Here is a 17,734-nt window from a genome sequence, read left to right on the forward strand (position 1 = left end):
ATGGGTTTATTAGAAAAAGCGATGCAATATAAGAAGGATATGAACAGCGTTGGTGCGGAAACACTAGCTGACAATAATAATTTACCTACTGAGACAAATTTCGTCGAAGACGAGATGATTCATAATAACAACGGATTGAATGATTCAATTGATTTTGGTAATAGAGAGGACATAAATGGAGGCGATGAATTTTTAATAAATGACGAGGATTCATTAGATGTTGGGTTTGAGAGCGATCCTATAACAGCATCCCAAGAGGAAAATGGTAAAACGCTATCTGAAATCGAAGAAGTGAAAACAGGGATAGATGATGAACTCTTTCAATTGCCAGATGATGATGATCAATCTTTAAAGGAGGCTTTGAACGAACAGAAATCGAAAAAACAGGAGAGTGTCATTGATTCTTCTGTTGAGGAAGGAATTGTTAATTCAAAAACAGATGGAGGGATCAAAGAGGATGATTTTAAACCTTTAGGTCCTGAGGATGAACCCATAATTGCGGATATGAAGGAGGGTGTTACTGAAGGGGCAGATGATGTAGAAAGCGATAAGATCGATATTGATAGAGATGTTGATGTTGGTCTTGATGATATATTGAAGGAAGAGTCTATAATTGCAGGTGAATTGTCAGAAGCGGTCTATCCCGATACAATGGATTCAGGTGTAGCCTTTGACGATATTGATGCAGGGGCGAAGAGTCCTCCCACATGCTATAGGGATTATCAAGCATTATACGAGTTCCAGAAAGAAATTGAAAAAATGGGAAGCAGAAGAGAACTGTTTGATTTGATTTTATTCTTAGTAATGGGACAGATTGCTATTTCTTCCTCTTCAATTATTTCAATAGACCTGAATGATGAGAAAAGGTGGACTCTAACATGTTCAAAGGGAATAAAACCAAATGAAGAGAATGTTGCCTTTGATTTTACAGAAGGCATAGTGAATGAATTGAGAAGAGGAATTGTGGATATTGAAGAGTATAAGGATAATGTAGAATTCAGAGAGTTATATTATCAGTTAACCTCAATAGATGCAAGGTTACTGGTGCCTATAGTTGATAATGATAACCTATATGGCACTCTTATCGTTGGAGAGAAGTTGAATACCCTCGATTATACAGAAGGAGAGAGAGATTTTATACTCTCTGTATGTAACTCCTCAGCAATTGCATTATCCAGAATGAATGTAATCGAGGACTTAGTAAGTCAAAATGCAATCTATAAGAATGATATAGATGTTATACAATATATTGACAATTTTCATGAAAAAGTCGTTAATGTTAACAGTATAAAGGAATTGGAAGAGATTGTTATCAGTGAGTTTGAAAAATTGAGTATTGTGTGTTTTGGAGTTTTTATTAAAGATGAAAGGGATGAAGATTATGTGCCAATTATTGTTGAGAGGGAAGATCTTCTGTCGTTAAATGAATCAAATTTTAGGATAAAGGGTGATAATCCATTTATTGAATATGTGCAAAAAATTAGACATAATGAAAGACTAAAGGATTTTGATAGATTAAAGGATATTCATAATCTTTTTGGTGAGAGTCGATTAAAAAAGATGTCAATCCTGTGGATATACCCTTTTAAGATTGGCATTCATCTGATAGGATTTATTACCATATTTGATATCTTGGATAAAAATAGGGATTGCGAGATTGAAAAAAAGTTATCTAGGTTTTCAAAGATAATCTTCCACTACATCCTGAATATTAGGAGTTATGATATTCATGAAAGTATGTATGTTGATAATGTAGAGATTTTACTGAAAAGAATTAATCAAGAATTGCAAAAAGCAAAGGATCTGCAAATACCCTTAACACTTGTCCTCTTTTCAATAAAGAATTTTAAGCGTTATCATAATGTTTTTGGATATAATGAAGCAAAAAAAATGATAGATAGCCTAATTGAGGTTATAAAGAGCAGATTGGGAGAGGATGATTTTTCTGTAAGATTGGCAAGACATAAAATTCTCATAGTCCTTCCTGGCAAGGATAAGAAATATGCTATCCCCTTTGCAAATGTGATAAGAAATGAGATTACTAAAGGATTTAAGAAGAAGGAGATGCAGCTTTTAATAACATTCCTGACGTCTGAATATCCTGAAGATGGGGATGATCTATACACCCTTTTGGATTGCATTGATTGATTGAAGCGAGATACATTTTGACTAATGCCAGTCAATTGCAGTGTTATTATTATAATAACAGATAAATTTCAAGGGATAATAAATATAGTAGATTCATATCAAGAGGAATTTTCATTTGCGTGTGAGTAAGAGTGGAGCAATGCCCAAGAAAATAATGTATTTTCAGAAAGGTGAGAGGATTATTAGAGAAGGAAGACTGGATAAACGGATGTATATAATTTTAGAAGGGAATGTAAAGATATCACTATCTGATGGGGATGAATCGATTATAGTGGCAAATTTGAAGAGGGGTGATTTCTTTGGAGAAATGTCACTCTTTAATAATACACCCAGGAGTGCAACCGCAACTGCCGATGGGGATGTAAAGCTTGCATATATTGATAATATTAAGCAATTAAAGGCGTTCCTTATGGTGAATCCCACATTTGCTGCTAAAATGGTTCATATTCTGGCCTTGCGATTGGCAAGGACGAATGAAATTCTCGTGAATGAATTCAAAGAACTTAACAAATATAAGTTTATGAGAGATGTGTCTGGTCTGCATTATTTTGTTGATTAGGTCTTTTGCTATCGGATAACTCTGTAGGTCTATGGTGGGAAGTTAGTGTAATTTATATAATCATTGAGATGTCAATTCTTCTCTTGTTGTTTTAATATTTCTCTTGTTAGGTTCATATAATCAATAGCCCCATTACTATCAGTTTTATACTCATATATTGTTTGTCCCCAACTCGGGGCTTCCTGTAGAGAAACATTCTCCCTGATAACCGTATCAAAAAGTTTACCAGGAAAGCGTTCTTTTATTTCATCTATTACCTCTCGGTTAATAATCTTTCTGGCATTGTACATCGTTCCGATGATGCCAGTAACCTCAATATTCTTATTTAGCCTCTTTTTTACAAGCTGCACTGCTTCAAATAGATTGTACATACCATGAAAGGGCAGGAATTGAAGTTGTACAGGAATAAATATCTCTTTAGCATAACAGAGGGAGTTAAGGGTTAAGGTTCCAAGCGATGGAGGACAGTCAATCAATACATAATCATAACCCTGCAGGTCTTCCAGTGAGTCCTTGAGCAAGTACTCTTTTGCGGGAATTGGTAGAAATTCAATTCCTCTAAGCTCTAAACAGGATGGTAGGATATGAAGTCCATATCGGTCAATCAGTGTCTCTTCAAAGGATATATCGCCCTTGATTACATCAAAGATGCTATATTTTAATTCCTTAGATTTAATGCCAAAGTGATAGGTGGACTGAGCTTGAGGATCAATATCAATCACAAGAACTCGTTTCCCCTGCAATTGCAGCCCCGCTGCAATGTTAACGGTGCTGGTGGTCTTGCCTACTCCGCCCTTATTATTGGAGATTGATATTATTCTCACTCATATTCCCCTATGCATTTCTCAACTCAAAATTAGATAAGCCTCTTTTCAATTATAGTTAAAACATGAATAATAAACAGACGAAACATATAAGTAGCTTTAATTTGCGTTATTGGATTAGTATATTCAGAATTTATATTATTCCTGTTTTTTTACTCTTATAATATGGGTTTAATAAAAATCAACCAAAAAAGGTAATTTATCATTTTGTGAAACATAAATATTGATAATAGTTTTTGTGTTGCTTTAGATGTTAAAGCAATTCTTGCATAAGGGTAAGGGATGAAATTCAAGTCCAAATTGTATATTTTAAATTGTTTCTCTTGACTTTTGAAGTGATATGACTTATCTAGCCTAGAGTAGGTAATGGTATTTGTAATTCAATGAAGTTGGTGAATGTTCATGATCTCTACTGAATTGTTAATAATAAAAATAGATATGGAATGGATTATAATTATATAAATTGATTCAGTGAAAATGTGAGGATTATAATGACTGAAGGTATTTATGAAGATCTTATCATGCATCTTGGTACAATAAGCTTTGGTCTTTATTCCTGCCCTGAATTATATAGATTACTCAAAGCTCTTTTTACAGAAGAGGAAGCACGAGTAGCTGTTAACCTATCGCCAATGGCTCCAGAACCTCCGGAGAATGTAGCTCAGCGGATGAAGGAGAATCCCAAAAGGATAGCTAAAATTCTGGATGGAATGGCTGATAAGGGTGTAATATACTGCAGTCAGCGAGGGGAGGATAAATGGTACAAGATCATTCAGGTTATCCCGGGTATATTTGAGCTTCAGTTTATGCGGGGGGAGGTTGATGATAGAAGTCGAGAATTGGCTAGGCTTTTTGATGATTATTCCCATGCACAGGAGCGGGTGATCACAGATAAGATTAAGATAACACCATTCGCTAGAGTGATTCCAGTTGAGAAGACTATTAAAGCGGATGTCGAAATATTCCCATTTGAAATGGCTAATCGGTATATAGATGAAGCTGATACTATCTCGCTCTCTACATGTTACTGCCGCCATGAAAAGAGACTCTTAGAAAAGGGTTGCCAGCATCCTGATGATGTTTGTCTACAGTTCGGATCCTTTGCGCGTTTCGTAGTGCAGAGAGGATTCGGGAGAGCGATTAGTCGTGATGAGGCGCGGCAAGTTCTTGAGAGAAGCGAGGAAGCAGGACTCATTCATACATCAAATAACACTCGTGACCGCATCGATTTTATATGCAATTGCTGTATCTGTTGCTGCGGAATTCTTCGATCTATTAAATCATCTAATATTCCTTCTATGGCTGCAACGAGTAATTATCTTGCCAGGATTGAAAAAAATAATTGTGTAGGTTGTGGCTATTGTATAGAACGTTGCCAGATGGATGCTATTTATTATGATAGTGAGTATATGGTACATATGGATATAGATCGCTGTATAGGATGTGGGGTTTGTGTTTCAAGCTGTACAAACAATGCGATTGAACTCGTGTTGGGAGCTGAGCAGAAGAATCCTCCGAGGGATTTTCGAGAGCTTGGTATGATCCAAATGGAGGATGTTAAAGGTCTAATCAATGATAATAGCTAGAGTTTATGGATAGTCGTCCGGATCAATTAGTCTTATTGGTTAATTTTATTTTGTCAGTAGCTTGGTTATAGCGTTAGCTTTTGTATTTTACATTCAGCAGATTCAACAGATTTGGCTTATTGCAAACATCCTATTTCTTTAGTCTCTTTATTGAACTGCAGAGTGAATTCTGAAGAAGAAATAAGAGGGAAAACGATGTTAACAGAGGTACAAATGGAAAGGTATTCAGATGTTCTCCTATGGGCTCTGAAAACCGCGAGGAGTGGTAATTTTAAAAAGAATGATATTATTTTAATTCGTTATGAGAGGGGTTCAATTGAGTTATCTGAAATCATGCATGCAAGATTTCTTGAAATGGGGATGAATCCTGTTCTACGGATGGGATTGACATCAAGAATGGAGCGAAATTTTTTTGAGAGGGCCAATAATAATCAGCTTGTTTTTCAAGCGCCAAGTGAGAAGGAATTATATAAGAGTATAAATGGGAGTATATTTCTTCATGCCCCAGAGTCATTAACACATCTCAGCCATATAGATCCGAAAAGGATAGGGAAGGCGATCTTAGCTAGAAAGCCCTTGCGTGACATACTGGAAAAGAGAGAGGCAGAGGGCACCTTCGGATGGACTCTTTGTATGCTGCCAACATCTGAGTTAGCAAAGCATGCTGGGCTATCTATGAAGAGGTACTCTGATCAAATCATTAGGGCTTGTTATCTGGATAAAGACGATCCTGTTGGTGAATGGGAAAAGATTTATAAGGATGCTGCTGCAATCAAAAAAAGAATGAATAGCTTGGATGTTGAATATTTTCATATTCAGTCAGAAAACATAAATCTAATAATAAAACCGGGAAAAAAGAGGAAATGGATTGGAATTTCGGGTCATAATATACCAAGTTTTGAAATTTTTCTTTCTCCGGACTGGAGAGGGACAGAGGGTGTATATTTTGCCAATCAGCCATCTTTTCGCAGTGGAAATTATGTTGAGAATGTGCGTATTGAGTTTAGAAGGGGTGTAGCGTTTAAGGTTGAGGCTGCTAAAGGGAAAGATTTTATCTCAAAGCAGTTATCAATAGATATTGGAGCAAGCAGGGTAGGGGAATTTTCACTCACTGATAAAAGATTTTCCAAGATAAATAAATTTATGGCTAGCACCCTCTATGATGAAAATTACGGGGGTAATTTTGGGAACTGTCATCTCGCTCTAGGCTCATCCTATTTGGATACATACGATGGGGATGCATCAATGCTTAAAAAAGATGGAAAGGATAAATTGGGATTTAATGATTCGGCACTACATTGGGATTTGGTAAATACTGAGAAAAAGACGGTAACCGCTTCCCTTACTTCAGGGGAGAAAAGGGTAATCTATGAGGATGGAATTTTCAAATGCTGATGATTTTGTTCAAGTAAATATTGAAAATTTTCAATCCACCCTTGGTGTGGTAAAGCTTAGTAAGAAAAAAAGGATTATTACTTTTGGGGAATTAGGGAAATCTATCTATTAACTACATGAATATTCCTTTTATTATCGTTTTATTAGATTTGTCTTGACAACCCCTTGCTTCGATTTAACCTTACTAAAAAATAATTAATTCAATTAAAGAGAGGTGAAATGCTATGGGACTATTTATAATATCAATAATAATAATTATTTTAGGATTAGTTATTGCATATTCCAAAGGTGCCGGGGGCCAAATTATGGAAGGATTTGGTATCAATAAGGAGTTTGGCAAATTTGCAGGATTAGCTGGTGTAATTATAGGTTTATTCATATTAATATATTCCTTTTTGTTCACAGTTGATGAAGGCGAGGCGGTTGTACTTGTACAATTTGGTAAACTCTACTCTACTATTGATTCACCTGGAGTACATGCGAAGAGACCGTGGGCAACCATTCATGCATATCCTAAGAGAATTAGGGAACATACTACAGTTATTGAGGTTAGAACCGAAGATGGGATGAGTGTAAGGATTGATACTACTACATGGTATAAGGTGGATACTGGAAGTATTGATAGAATATATAAGGAAATTGCGGCTGATGTTACAGCTTTGGCAGAGAACATTATCTTCCCAGCTTTAAGGACTACAATCAGAAATACAGTTTCACAGTATACTGTAAAACAGCTTTATGTTGAGAGAACCGATATATCAAAGAAAATTTTTGAAGATGCAAAGATGGAGTTAGCAAAAAAATATGTGTTGCTTGATAATGTAATGTTGAGGGATATAAAACTCCCTGAAAATATTGAGAGTGCGGTTCAGATGAAGATAAAGGCTCAACAGGACGCAGAGGCGGCTGAATATAAGAAGTTGAAGGCAATAAAGGATGCAGAGATAAAAGTAGAGGAGGCAAAGGGGATTGCACAGGCTCAGTCAATAATAAATAGAACCCTGACACCCAATTATCTTCAACACGAGGCGATAGCGGCATATAAGGAATTAGTAAACTCGAAGAATACAACATTTGTTATAATGCCAACGAACCCCAAGGCTACTGGAATGCCATTGATACTTAATTCTAAATAATAGATGGAGAGGAATTAATTTTAGTGTAATATTGTATTGTAGTGTTATTGTAACAGGATTTCTAAGGGACTGTATTATTAAGTATACGAATACTGTTTCATTTATTGTAGCTAACTATGTGGTATCTATTTTCTATGAGATGAGCATTATATAACTTTTCAAGAGATTATTTCCCTGACCTTGGTTATGTAGAGAGTGTATGAAATATTTTTTTGTATAGAAAAATTATCTTAAGAGGGTTTCGTAGGCTTTCTGAATGGAAATAAATTTGTTGTGGGCCATCTCCTGAAATTCTTGCCCAAGGTGTTGAACTTTATCTGGGTGATATTGTACTATCAATCTGTTATATGCTGATCTAATCTCTTCCTTTGAGGCTCCTTGTTTAATTCCAAGTATCTTGTAAGGGTCATCATCCGGATATCTCTTATTATCGGTTGATTGTTGCTCCTTTCTATATGAGTACGATGAAGCCCTTCCAGTTTTGTGAATTCGTTTCATTCTGGATATCCACCATACAACTAAAGCTATTATTGAGAGGTCATCTATCCATCCAGCACCTAATAAGAAATCTGGCACAATATCAAAAGGATTGAGCAAATATGCAATTGCTATTATCCATAGAAGATACTTTTTGATCATTTTCCTATTCGCCCTGTGTATGGAATTATATAAATTTTGTGATTATTATTTGTTAATAATAGTCAACGTTTTTATACTAATAAAAAATTAATTTCTATATAACTCAGATAAGTAGAGGTGGTAGCAAACAAATAATTGAATATAATAGGCTAGAATATTGTATAGAATTAATTACTATTATAGTATTGTTCTCTATTGTATAATATATAAAAAGTATAGGTCTAGTCTGAGGGGATTTGATAGACTGTAACTTACATTATCTACTAAGTATTTATCCTTATTATTATTAATAAAATTTGTTTCTCATTTTATACTATTACTTGTAGCAGTATAAAATGAGTCCCTCGATTAAAAACTATATAATAGACCAAAAGTCAGCTTTAGCATTGTTTTATCTCTGTCAGCTATATCGTGAAATAAAAATCTGACTTCAAAAATCATGGAAAGTGGTCCGTTTATATCAAATTCAATACCACCGAATCCCTCAATTCCAGCATCAGAGTCCTCATCAGTTGTGGTGTCATCTTCGTAATCAAGATAGTTTAATGCAGGTCCAAATCCAAGGAATGGCGATACAGTGCTTTTTTTCAAAAAAAACCAGTACCAGTCGATGTGGAAGGCGTAAACATCAAATAATTCCGTATCATCTATTGCCATCTCAACATAATCTATACTTGGTCTAAACCTAAGAGAATTGAATATAAATGTTCCTAAATCAAAGAGGATACCCAATGTCCAAGTATCATCGAATTCTAGATCAGAGTAATCATCCATCATTTTAGCATATCCACCTTTTACCCCCATCGCCCTTGAGTATGATTTATCAGTTGATATAAAGATAATACTAACAACCAATAACAGGATTCCCAATATTTTCATTTCTATCTCCTTAATAATATTTAGATTTCATAATTATATTTTCATAGTTCTAATGATTTTGTAGATTAGGGATTGGTGTGAATTCTGTCAATACATTTATTATCAGTAGTATTTTAAAAAGTGGAGTAATTTTAATAGATAGTGCGTATTTCAGTTAAACCTACCAACTATTCCTGATTGTTATAATAGTAATATATTGAAAGAACATATTTTTATATCACATAACCCTCATATATCCAGGTATTTTGTGATTTAGAAATTTATATGATAAATATACGAAGTCAGGTATAGATGGCAAGACTAGCAGGATTATCAAACAAGCTATTAAGTGAATTATATTGCTATAAAGAATAGTAGTATAATTATGTGGAATATTATAATAATCCAGTATAGCTACAATCAAAATGGGAAGTATTTCCCTCGCACTTAGTGCTTCTTCTTTTCTTCTTCCATATTCATTATTATTGAGTGCTTACGTTATAATCAATCATACTAAAAAAAAGAAGCTGGTTATTTTTACTATAAATTGGTCTATCCTTAAGAACATTTTTTATCTCACTTATTATCTTCATACCATTGTCAATATATCCATTTCTGTTAAGATATATTCCATTAAATCCGGTTTTAGATAAAATTTTAATCATTTCTTTTACAGGTTTTGATGCAATTGATTTTTGCCATGCATCATCTTTCCTACCCTTTATTACTCCATAACTCCATCGCAAGGTTTTTGAATGCAAGTAACATCTAAAATGATCATAATGTTCCATATTATGAACTGTTGAAGTTCCAGGATAAGAGTCGTAGGGCAATTGAAAAATCATGGAATTTTCAGGGATTGATTTTTCAATTCTCTGAATAAATTCCTTATCGTGTTCATAAGCTGATTTGTACTTATCTTGTTTATGAATAAAATATAAACTTGATTGATCAAATAAACCCAAAAGTAGTATTAGAATAGCAAAAATGTTTAAAAAAAATTTCGATAAATTTATCCTTTTATACCCCTTACCGATTGGGAGTTTTATATAGTACTTTTCATCAAGATATTTTTTATACAAAATTTCAATTAGAACAAGTATAGCAATAAATGAAAAAAAAGCAATGTACACACTAATTCTATTATATGCACGAATTCTATAAGCAACAAGGGGAGAAATTATTGAACAAAAACCACCAACTGTTGCTAGTAAAACCGCAGAGATATTTAAGATGCTTAAATGGTTCAATAATTTTATTCTCTCTTTTTCCATTAAAATATTCCTTTGATAAAACAATAAAAAGGCAATTAATATAATAAATCCTGCAAATCCAATTACTCCCAATGTGGCACAATCATTTTCATTTACCATAAGCGCTTTCTCATTATATATGTTCTTAACATCTGCTAATAAGTCTACCCTATGTCCGGTTACAGGAAGAAACATCTGAAATATTTTTAATGCAAATTTTTCAGTGCCACCATAATGTCTGTTTGGCACTTCACTGTTAATCCCATTTTTTATCTGATAAATAAAAGTTGGAGAAATGTTTATTAAACCTGTGCAGGTAATTGTTACTATAAGAATAACTGCAGAGATTAAAGAAGGTGACCTCTTTCCCATAAAATAACTTGCTGTTCCTGCAATTAAAAGAAAGAAACAAGCAAAAAAAGCATAATATATTCCTGAAGTAGCAACTAATATACATATTACAATGCTAAAAATAGCTTTAGGATTTATACTTAAGTAAAATCCTTTTCCACCTTCTTTTGGTTTAACTAATGTCAATTCACCTGAAAATATCCATAGTATCACCATTATCGTTAGCGGCACCAAGTAATAGGCTGATAGAAAAATGTGGTCTATATTTCTAAAGAGATGATAAGGAAGAAAAGTATAAAGGATTGCGCCGACAAAAGACAGCAGAAATGAAAAATTAAACTTTCTGAAAACATAAAACGATGCAGCAGCGATCAAAGGAAATGTAAATATAAAAAATAAATTTATCGCGATGAAAACATCATCAAAAAAAAATGAGATCAGTTTTATCAATAAAAAATGCAGATTATCAGACTGTGGAAAATCATATACATCCTGACCAAATGGCATCCCTACAAAATCATTATGCAAATACCAGCCATTATCAATCATTCCTTTAATCCATTCAGCGAATAAAAAGTAATCATTGCTGTATCGAAATGGAATATTTAAATTGATTTGCCATAATTCCATAACATATGTTAAAATTATTAAGCTTGATATAAATATGAATAAATATATACAAATTATTTTTGTAATAGATAATCGGTTAATTGTTTTCCTCATATTTTTATATTCATAGATATAATATTTTTTTATCCGATAAATAAGTGACACAACCGCAAAGGGATAATTAATGAAAAAATAAAAACTTCAAATTCCGATATGCTGAATTATATTATTACAATATTCATTGTTATTTCGTGACTACTCAGGCGTCTTTTGAATGAGGACAATTCATCCCGAATCTTCTGCATCCGTAGGAGCAGTTTCCGGTGTTATAGTAGTGAGGAATAGATCCAATTTTTTTTCTATCAAATTGCTTTTTGTTTCCAGCATAGTTGAATTGACAAAAAAATTTACTTAACAATAACACTATACTGAAGAATAGATCTTAAGCAGTCAATAAGAAAATAGGGCACTATTTTTTATTAAAAGCCTTAAGCGCGTCCTCAACAAATCCAAAACCAATGTTATTTATAACTTGTTCATTAGCTTCAATTATAATAATATTATTTTTTAACATTTCCATATACAAATTCAAATTCTTTTTGTCGATTACTTCATCTGTTTGCTGAGGTAATGTCCTGTTTAAGTTATAATAAAAATATAAATTGCATTGCGAATATACATCGCATGTATTTAGATAGTAAAAAATATTCCTCAGAAAACTACCACCAACAAATAACAGCTTAGGTTTAAACAATTTCCCATTATTATTGCGGCATGAAATTTTTGGATATTGATATCTGTCGTATAACGATTTAGTAAATATTATGTTCGTCAGTTCTGCAATGTCATTATCTGAACCAAAAGGAATCTTGGTAATTTCAATATCTTTAAAGTTTATAGATGTTAATTTTTTATTAATTATCCTCTCTAATGTCGAAATAAATTTATCTGTAAAGAAATATGCAGAATAGTAGCTCCAATGAATACCACTTTTGGGGAATAAGGGATATGGGCTTTTCTTTTTTAGTTCAATAAAAAAACTATGCCCATCGAGATAGTTTATTTTATATTTATTAAATAATGAAATTATATTCTCATAATTGCTTTTCTTTCTAACGTTCTTTTCAGCTATATATTTCTTCTTTATATACTCGGGAATATACTCAGGGTAGATGCTGGCTTTATTTGGTGTGATTATTAATAAAAAACCGATATCTTTTGATTTCAACAATTTTTGTAATTTTGTTATATTAATTGCTTTTTTCTCCAATTCACAAATTGGCACTATATCTCTATTATAATAGTTATCAATATAGGGTGTTGAGTAAAGCCATTTATCTTTTCCAATAATAATCGAAGGTGTTGCACTAACATAATTAAAAAAACTATAATTTATTTGATTATCAATTCTTATAAAAGCCGCCCTTAACCCAATATTGTATGACAACCATTTTTCAATATCCCTTTGAAATTGTCCTGTGAAAAAACGACCTATTGATAATGATGGAAATTTAGTAGTCTTCTCAACTCCAGATAATTTCATACCTCTAGTCCATTCCAATCCCTTAACTACTGTTAGTGATAATGTTACTGTTAAGTATAAAGAGTAGAAAAAAAGTATTATTATTGAAATATTTTTAGTTCGATTCACGTTTATTAAAACCTAAAATAAATAAATGGTTTAAAGCTTTTGTTAAGCAATGAAGCAAAGGAAAGCACAAATAGAATGATTATTATACACTGTTTTATCCAAAAAGTCTGTAATTCATTAATCCTATTTTTAAATTTTCCCTGGAGTTTGGTTACACCTGAATCAGGGAAAAAGCTTATAAATGAGGCTATAAATAATGTAAAAATATTTCTATTATTGATCAGATCATCAAGCATTACATTTGTTGATATCTGATTTATATTTGTGAAATCAAAAATTCTTTGCAGATATTGAAATGCAAAAGTAATATTATCTGAACGAAAAATAACCCACCCGATCATAACTAGAATAAATGTTAAGGATATATTGATAACCTTGCTTAGCCATTTAAACCTTTCTCCCCAAAACATTTTAACGCATCGAAATTTCGAAAAATTACAAGAATGGGCTATCTTATCAATAAAAAGGAAAAAACCGTGATAGATACCCCAGACTATAAATGTCCAGTTGGCGCCATGCCACAAACCTGATATCAGAAAAACTACCCATAGATTTAGATAGTTTCTGAATTTGGAGACCCTATTCCCACCTAGTGGGATATACAGATATTCTTTAAACCAATTTGAGAGGGATATATGCCAGCGTCTCCAAAATTCAGAAAAGTTTTGTGAAATGTATGGCCTGTTGAAGTTCTCCTGAAATGTAAAACCGAGTATTTTGCCAATACCGATTGCCATATCAGAATAACCTGCAAAATCAAAATATATCTGAAAAGTATAACATGTCATACCTAACCATGCATATCCAACAGTGATTGAAGAAAAATCAAGCTGAAAAACCTTATCCGCTACTTCGGCCAATACATCAGCAATTAACACTTTTTTTGCAAATCCAACACAAAACCGAAATAGCCCATCAAAAATGTCATCAATACTATTATCATGACCTTTTAGTTGAGTAGCAATATTATGATATCGAATTATTGGCCCCATCAATAGCTTTGGGAACAAGGCAATATACATCGCATAGTTTAAAAAATTATCACTTGGCTCTGCTTTACCAGAATAAACATCAATCACATAACTTATTTTATGAAATGTAAAGAATGATACTCCGATTGGAAAAATTACATTCTCCCATACCAGGGGATTAAAGTGAAATGTTTCTAGTATTTTATTAATTTCATATATAAAAAAATTAGAATATTTAAAATATATTAAAACTGTGATATTCCCAATCACAGATAGAGCTAAAATGATATTCTGCTTGATTTTTGTTCTCGAATTATAGAGATATTTTACTAATATAAAATCGATAACTGTTGTGATAAATAAAACGATTGCACCCTGCGGGGAACTCCATATATAGAATAAGTAGCTGGCTAAGAGTATTATCATATTTCTATATCTTTTAGGAGCTTTATTATATATTAAAATAAACAATGGAAAGAAATAGAATAAGAATGTAATAGAACTAAAACTCATAAAATAATAACCTTAATGCAATTTTTCATCTAATAAAATTCTCGAATTTTTCATCAACCAGTCACTACTGCCAAAGGCGGCGGCTTCAATCATTCCTAAAAAGAGTGGAACGAAGACTTGTTGTTATTGAATCCCCCGCTGACGGTGGAGGATACTATACTTTTATTGAGTTGTATTAACGAATTTGGCAATAATAAATTTTATTCTTGACATGTAATTTTAGAAGTCTAATGACTATTGCGAAAGATATAGAAAAATATCCTTTTCCAACGAGAGGTGAGGAGGACTATTTTCGAAAATATTGTATATATAATATATAAATGAGGAAAACTTTATAGTAGATAATTATATGAGGAGTAGGATGAAAGTTCTAGTTACAGGCGGATGTGGATTTTTGGGATCACATGTTTGTGAATTCTATACAAAGAAGGGCGATGAGGTTATTTCTTATGACAATATGACTAAACATGAACTAAAACGTACAGGATTTGCAGAAGAGGTTGCAAGAAATTATAATTGGGACTTTTTAAATAGCATTGGGGTTAAAACTGTTAAAGCGGATGTCAGAAATGCTGAAGAGTTAATGGATTATTCTCAGGGTTGTGATTACATCATTCATACTGCTGCACAACCTGCAATGACAATAAGCTGGGAAGATCCTGAGTTGGATATCACAACGAATGTAATGGGTACATTTAATGTTCTTGAAACTGCAAGGAAAATGAAAATACCAGTCGCCATCTGCGCGACAATACATGTTTACGGTAATAAGATAAATGAGACATTGACTGAAAAAGATAATAAATATGTTAGAGAACCAATTGGAATTGATGAAAACCACCCAACACTGGAAGGCATAATAACCCCCCTTCATGCATCAAAAGCATCAGGTGATATATATGCAAGGGTTTATATTGATACATATAATCTAAAGGTTGCAAGCTTTCGCCTTACCGGAATATACGGGACAAGGCAGTTTGGAGGTGAAGATCACGGTTGGGTGGCGAACTTTGCAATAAGAAGCATTCTTGGTTGGCCATTAACAATTTACGGTACAGGCAAGCAGGTGCGTGATATAATATATGCAACAGATATATGCAAGGCCTTTGATGCATTCTATAAAAAGCAAACCCCAGGGATTTACAATATTGGTGGTGGTGAGGAAACTGCAATATCTCTGCTCGAATGTGTGGATATATTAGAAAAGACTAATAAAAAGAAACCAGACGTTAAATTTGAACCTGATAGACATGGAGACCTGCGATATTTTATCTGCGATATTACAAAAGCGAAAAAAGAACTTAACTGGGAGCCTAAGATTATGCCTGAACAAGGTATACAGATGCTTGTTGATTGGATAAAAGAAAACCGTATAATATTCCAAAAGATATCTGAGTAGTCATCTTAAGTACTGTGAAGGATAATGCACAAACATACTTCAAGTAAGCCTCATTGGGACTTTCAGATAAGCTATATCAAATCATAATGAGAATGTAAATGCATGTTAACAAAAGAAGAAATTGAAGAAAAAATCTCCCAAGTGCCTTTCTGGGGACATTCAATACCTCTGCCCCATGGTATCGTCACTCCCGGGAAGGTTATGGATAATTTATTGACATTTGAAAAGCTAAACCTTCCGCTTGATTTAAGTGGTAAACGTGTTTTGGATATTGGTACTTGGGATGGATTTTATAGCTTTGAATGCGAGAAAAGGGGGGCGGAGGTCCTTGCTATAGATAATTGTGAAAGAATGCAGAGGCCGGATGAGAAAGAATACGCAAATATAGGAAACATGGGATTTGAAACTTGTAAAGCAATATTAAATTCCAAAGTTCAATTTCTTAATTTAGATGTATATGATATAACAAAAGAAAAAATAGGTACCTTTGATATAGTTTTGTTTCTGGGAGTTTTATATCATTTACAACACCCACTATTAGCTCTAGAAAAGATATCTGAAGTAACTAAGGATTTTTTAATTGTTGAAACAGAATGGTTAAATACCTTTGCCACAGGCCCTTATTTATACTACACTGAAGGTGATAGCTATAATCAGGACCCAACGAATTGGTTTATACCCAACACAAAGAGTTTGAAAGGAATGCTAAAGGATGTTGGTTTTAATAAAATTGAAATTTTGCATAAAACTCCCGCTGGTTTAAAAACATCTATAAAAACACTAATTAATTTTAGGTTGCATTTGTTTGGTCGCATTATAATATGTGCTTATAAATAATTATTATCGCCGGTTTATTATGGAGAACCGACTTGTCTCAATTAAATAGCGATTAATCCGTATTAACAGGATACTAACTGAAGATATTATAACACATTCATGGCGCTACTGCAAAAATTACTTTTGACAAAATTTTGTGTTCCATATTTGGCTATAATCGCCTGTAATTGACAGTAATCAGTATCGATATTATAAAAATTGACTTTTTGCAGGAACGCCATTCATGGAGTAGATATTATTATGAAAGCCCTGTTATTGGTTGGAGGTAGAGGCAAAAGGCTTGATGAACTTTCTGCTAATAAAAATAAATGCATGATCAAGGTCAACGGCAGACATGTAATTGAATTTAGTTTGGATTATGCAGTAAATACCGATGTTGATGAGATCGTTATCGTTGTAGGATACAGAGCAGAAGAGATAATAAATGTTTATGGCAATAGATATAAAACCAAAAAGCTTAAGTATGTTATTCAATGGGAGCAGAAGGGATTGGTTCACGCGATTGAATGCGCTAAAGATACAATTGATGGCGATGATTTTATGTTATTATTGGGAGATGAAATTTTATTAAATCCAAGGCATAGAGAAATGCTCGAGGAATTTAATAAGGGTGAGGTTTTTGTTTTATGCGGTATCTTGTGGGTAGATGATAAAAATTTGATAAAAAGGACATATACCCTGATTCAGGATGATAATAATAGAATTCATCGTCTTATTGAGAAACCGCGTAATCCTTTAAATAACTATATGGGCACTGGCGATTGTGTTTTCAAGAATGCTATTTTTGATTATATAGATGTCACACCAATTCATCATGAGCGAAACGAAAAGGAATTGCCCGACTTAATACAATGTGCGATTGATGATGGCAATTTAGTAAAATCGTTTATAATATGCGATAAGTATACTAATATTAACACCAAAGATGATATTGAATTAGCAGAAAGTCTTTTATAATATCTATTCTAAAATAACAATAACTAATCGATGTTTCCCTCTTCTTTT

15 protein-coding genes are annotated in these 17,734 nt (G+C 33.0%); 9 read left to right on the plus strand and 6 right to left on the minus strand.

The window, feature by feature from the left end; genetic code table 11:
- Positions 1-2,148 carry a diguanylate cyclase gene (locus SVZ03_16835; protein ID MDY6935870.1) on the plus strand — a complete coding sequence of 716 codons (2,148 nt, stop codon included), beginning with the start codon at positions 1-3 and terminating at the stop codon, positions 2,146-2,148.
- Between the two features lie 139 nt (positions 2,149-2,287).
- Complete coding sequence (locus SVZ03_16840) at positions 2,288-2,707, plus strand: cyclic nucleotide-binding domain-containing protein (GenBank protein MDY6935871.1); 420 nt, start codon at positions 2,288-2,290, stop codon at positions 2,705-2,707.
- Between the two features lie 71 nt (positions 2,708-2,778).
- Here SVZ03_16840 and SVZ03_16845 read toward each other — a convergent pair whose 3' ends face one another.
- Entirely contained in the window at positions 2,779-3,531 is a 753-nt protein-coding gene (locus SVZ03_16845) for a ParA family protein (protein ID MDY6935872.1), read from the minus strand.
- Positions 3,532-4,022: 491 nt separating this feature from the next.
- Between SVZ03_16845 and SVZ03_16850 the strand changes: the two genes are divergently transcribed.
- From SVZ03_16850 to SVZ03_16865, 4 genes are all read left to right on the plus strand, one after another.
- Positions 4,023-5,117 carry a 4Fe-4S binding protein gene (locus SVZ03_16850; protein ID MDY6935873.1) on the plus strand — a complete coding sequence of 365 codons (1,095 nt, stop codon included), beginning with the start codon at positions 4,023-4,025 and terminating at the stop codon, positions 5,115-5,117.
- 195 nt (positions 5,118-5,312) lie between these two features.
- Positions 5,313-6,512 carry an aminopeptidase gene (locus SVZ03_16855; GenBank protein ID MDY6935874.1) on the plus strand — a complete coding sequence of 400 codons (1,200 nt, stop codon included), beginning with the start codon at positions 5,313-5,315 and terminating at the stop codon, positions 6,510-6,512.
- On the plus strand, positions 6,487-6,624 hold the full coding sequence (locus SVZ03_16860; protein ID MDY6935875.1) for a hypothetical protein: 138 nt from the start codon (positions 6,487-6,489) through the stop codon (positions 6,622-6,624). Before SVZ03_16855 ends, SVZ03_16860 begins: the two co-directional genes overlap by 26 nt.
- A gap of 112 nt (positions 6,625-6,736) precedes the next feature.
- Positions 6,737-7,648 (plus strand): prohibitin family protein, encoded by a 912-nt coding sequence (locus SVZ03_16865; GenBank protein ID MDY6935876.1) that lies wholly within the window; start codon positions 6,737-6,739, stop codon positions 7,646-7,648.
- Between the two features lie 225 nt (positions 7,649-7,873).
- On the opposite strand, the gene SVZ03_16870 is transcribed toward SVZ03_16865, so the two are convergent.
- From SVZ03_16870 to SVZ03_16890, 5 genes are all read right to left on the minus strand, one after another.
- Positions 7,874-8,287 carry a DnaJ domain-containing protein gene (locus SVZ03_16870; protein ID MDY6935877.1) on the minus strand — a complete coding sequence of 138 codons (414 nt, stop codon included), beginning with the start codon at positions 8,285-8,287 and terminating at the stop codon, positions 7,874-7,876.
- Positions 8,288-8,635: 348 nt separating this feature from the next.
- Complete coding sequence (locus SVZ03_16875) at positions 8,636-9,166, minus strand: hypothetical protein (protein MDY6935878.1); 531 nt, start codon at positions 9,164-9,166, stop codon at positions 8,636-8,638.
- A gap of 461 nt (positions 9,167-9,627) precedes the next feature.
- On the minus strand, positions 9,628-10,935 hold the full coding sequence (locus SVZ03_16880) for a hypothetical protein (protein MDY6935879.1): 1,308 nt from the start codon (positions 10,933-10,935) through the stop codon (positions 9,628-9,630).
- 892 nt (positions 10,936-11,827) lie between these two features.
- On the minus strand, positions 11,828-12,901 hold the full coding sequence (locus SVZ03_16885) for a hypothetical protein (protein ID MDY6935880.1): 1,074 nt from the start codon (positions 12,899-12,901) through the stop codon (positions 11,828-11,830).
- A 113-nt stretch (positions 12,902-13,014) separates the two neighbouring features.
- Positions 13,015-14,406 carry an MBOAT family O-acyltransferase gene (locus SVZ03_16890; protein MDY6935881.1) on the minus strand — a complete coding sequence of 464 codons (1,392 nt, stop codon included), beginning with the start codon at positions 14,404-14,406 and terminating at the stop codon, positions 13,015-13,017.
- Positions 14,407-14,854: 448 nt separating this feature from the next.
- Here SVZ03_16890 and SVZ03_16895 point away from each other — a divergent pair, with 448 nt between their 5' ends.
- From SVZ03_16895 to SVZ03_16905, 3 genes are all read left to right on the plus strand, one after another.
- Positions 14,855-15,892 (plus strand): GDP-mannose 4,6-dehydratase, encoded by a 1,038-nt coding sequence (locus tag SVZ03_16895; protein ID MDY6935882.1) that lies wholly within the window; start codon positions 14,855-14,857, stop codon positions 15,890-15,892.
- A gap of 102 nt (positions 15,893-15,994) precedes the next feature.
- Entirely contained in the window at positions 15,995-16,729 is a 735-nt protein-coding gene (locus tag SVZ03_16900; protein ID MDY6935883.1) for a DUF1698 domain-containing protein, read from the plus strand.
- Positions 16,730-16,969: 240 nt separating this feature from the next.
- Positions 16,970-17,686, plus strand: a complete 717-nt coding sequence (locus SVZ03_16905) for a nucleotidyltransferase family protein (GenBank protein ID MDY6935884.1) — start codon at positions 16,970-16,972, stop codon at positions 17,684-17,686.
- Positions 17,687-17,734 lie beyond the last annotated feature (48 nt).

Source organism: Spirochaetota bacterium (assembly GCA_034190085.1).
In the GTDB taxonomy this organism is placed as follows: domain Bacteria; phylum Spirochaetota; class UBA4802; order UBA4802; family JAFGDQ01; genus JAXHTS01.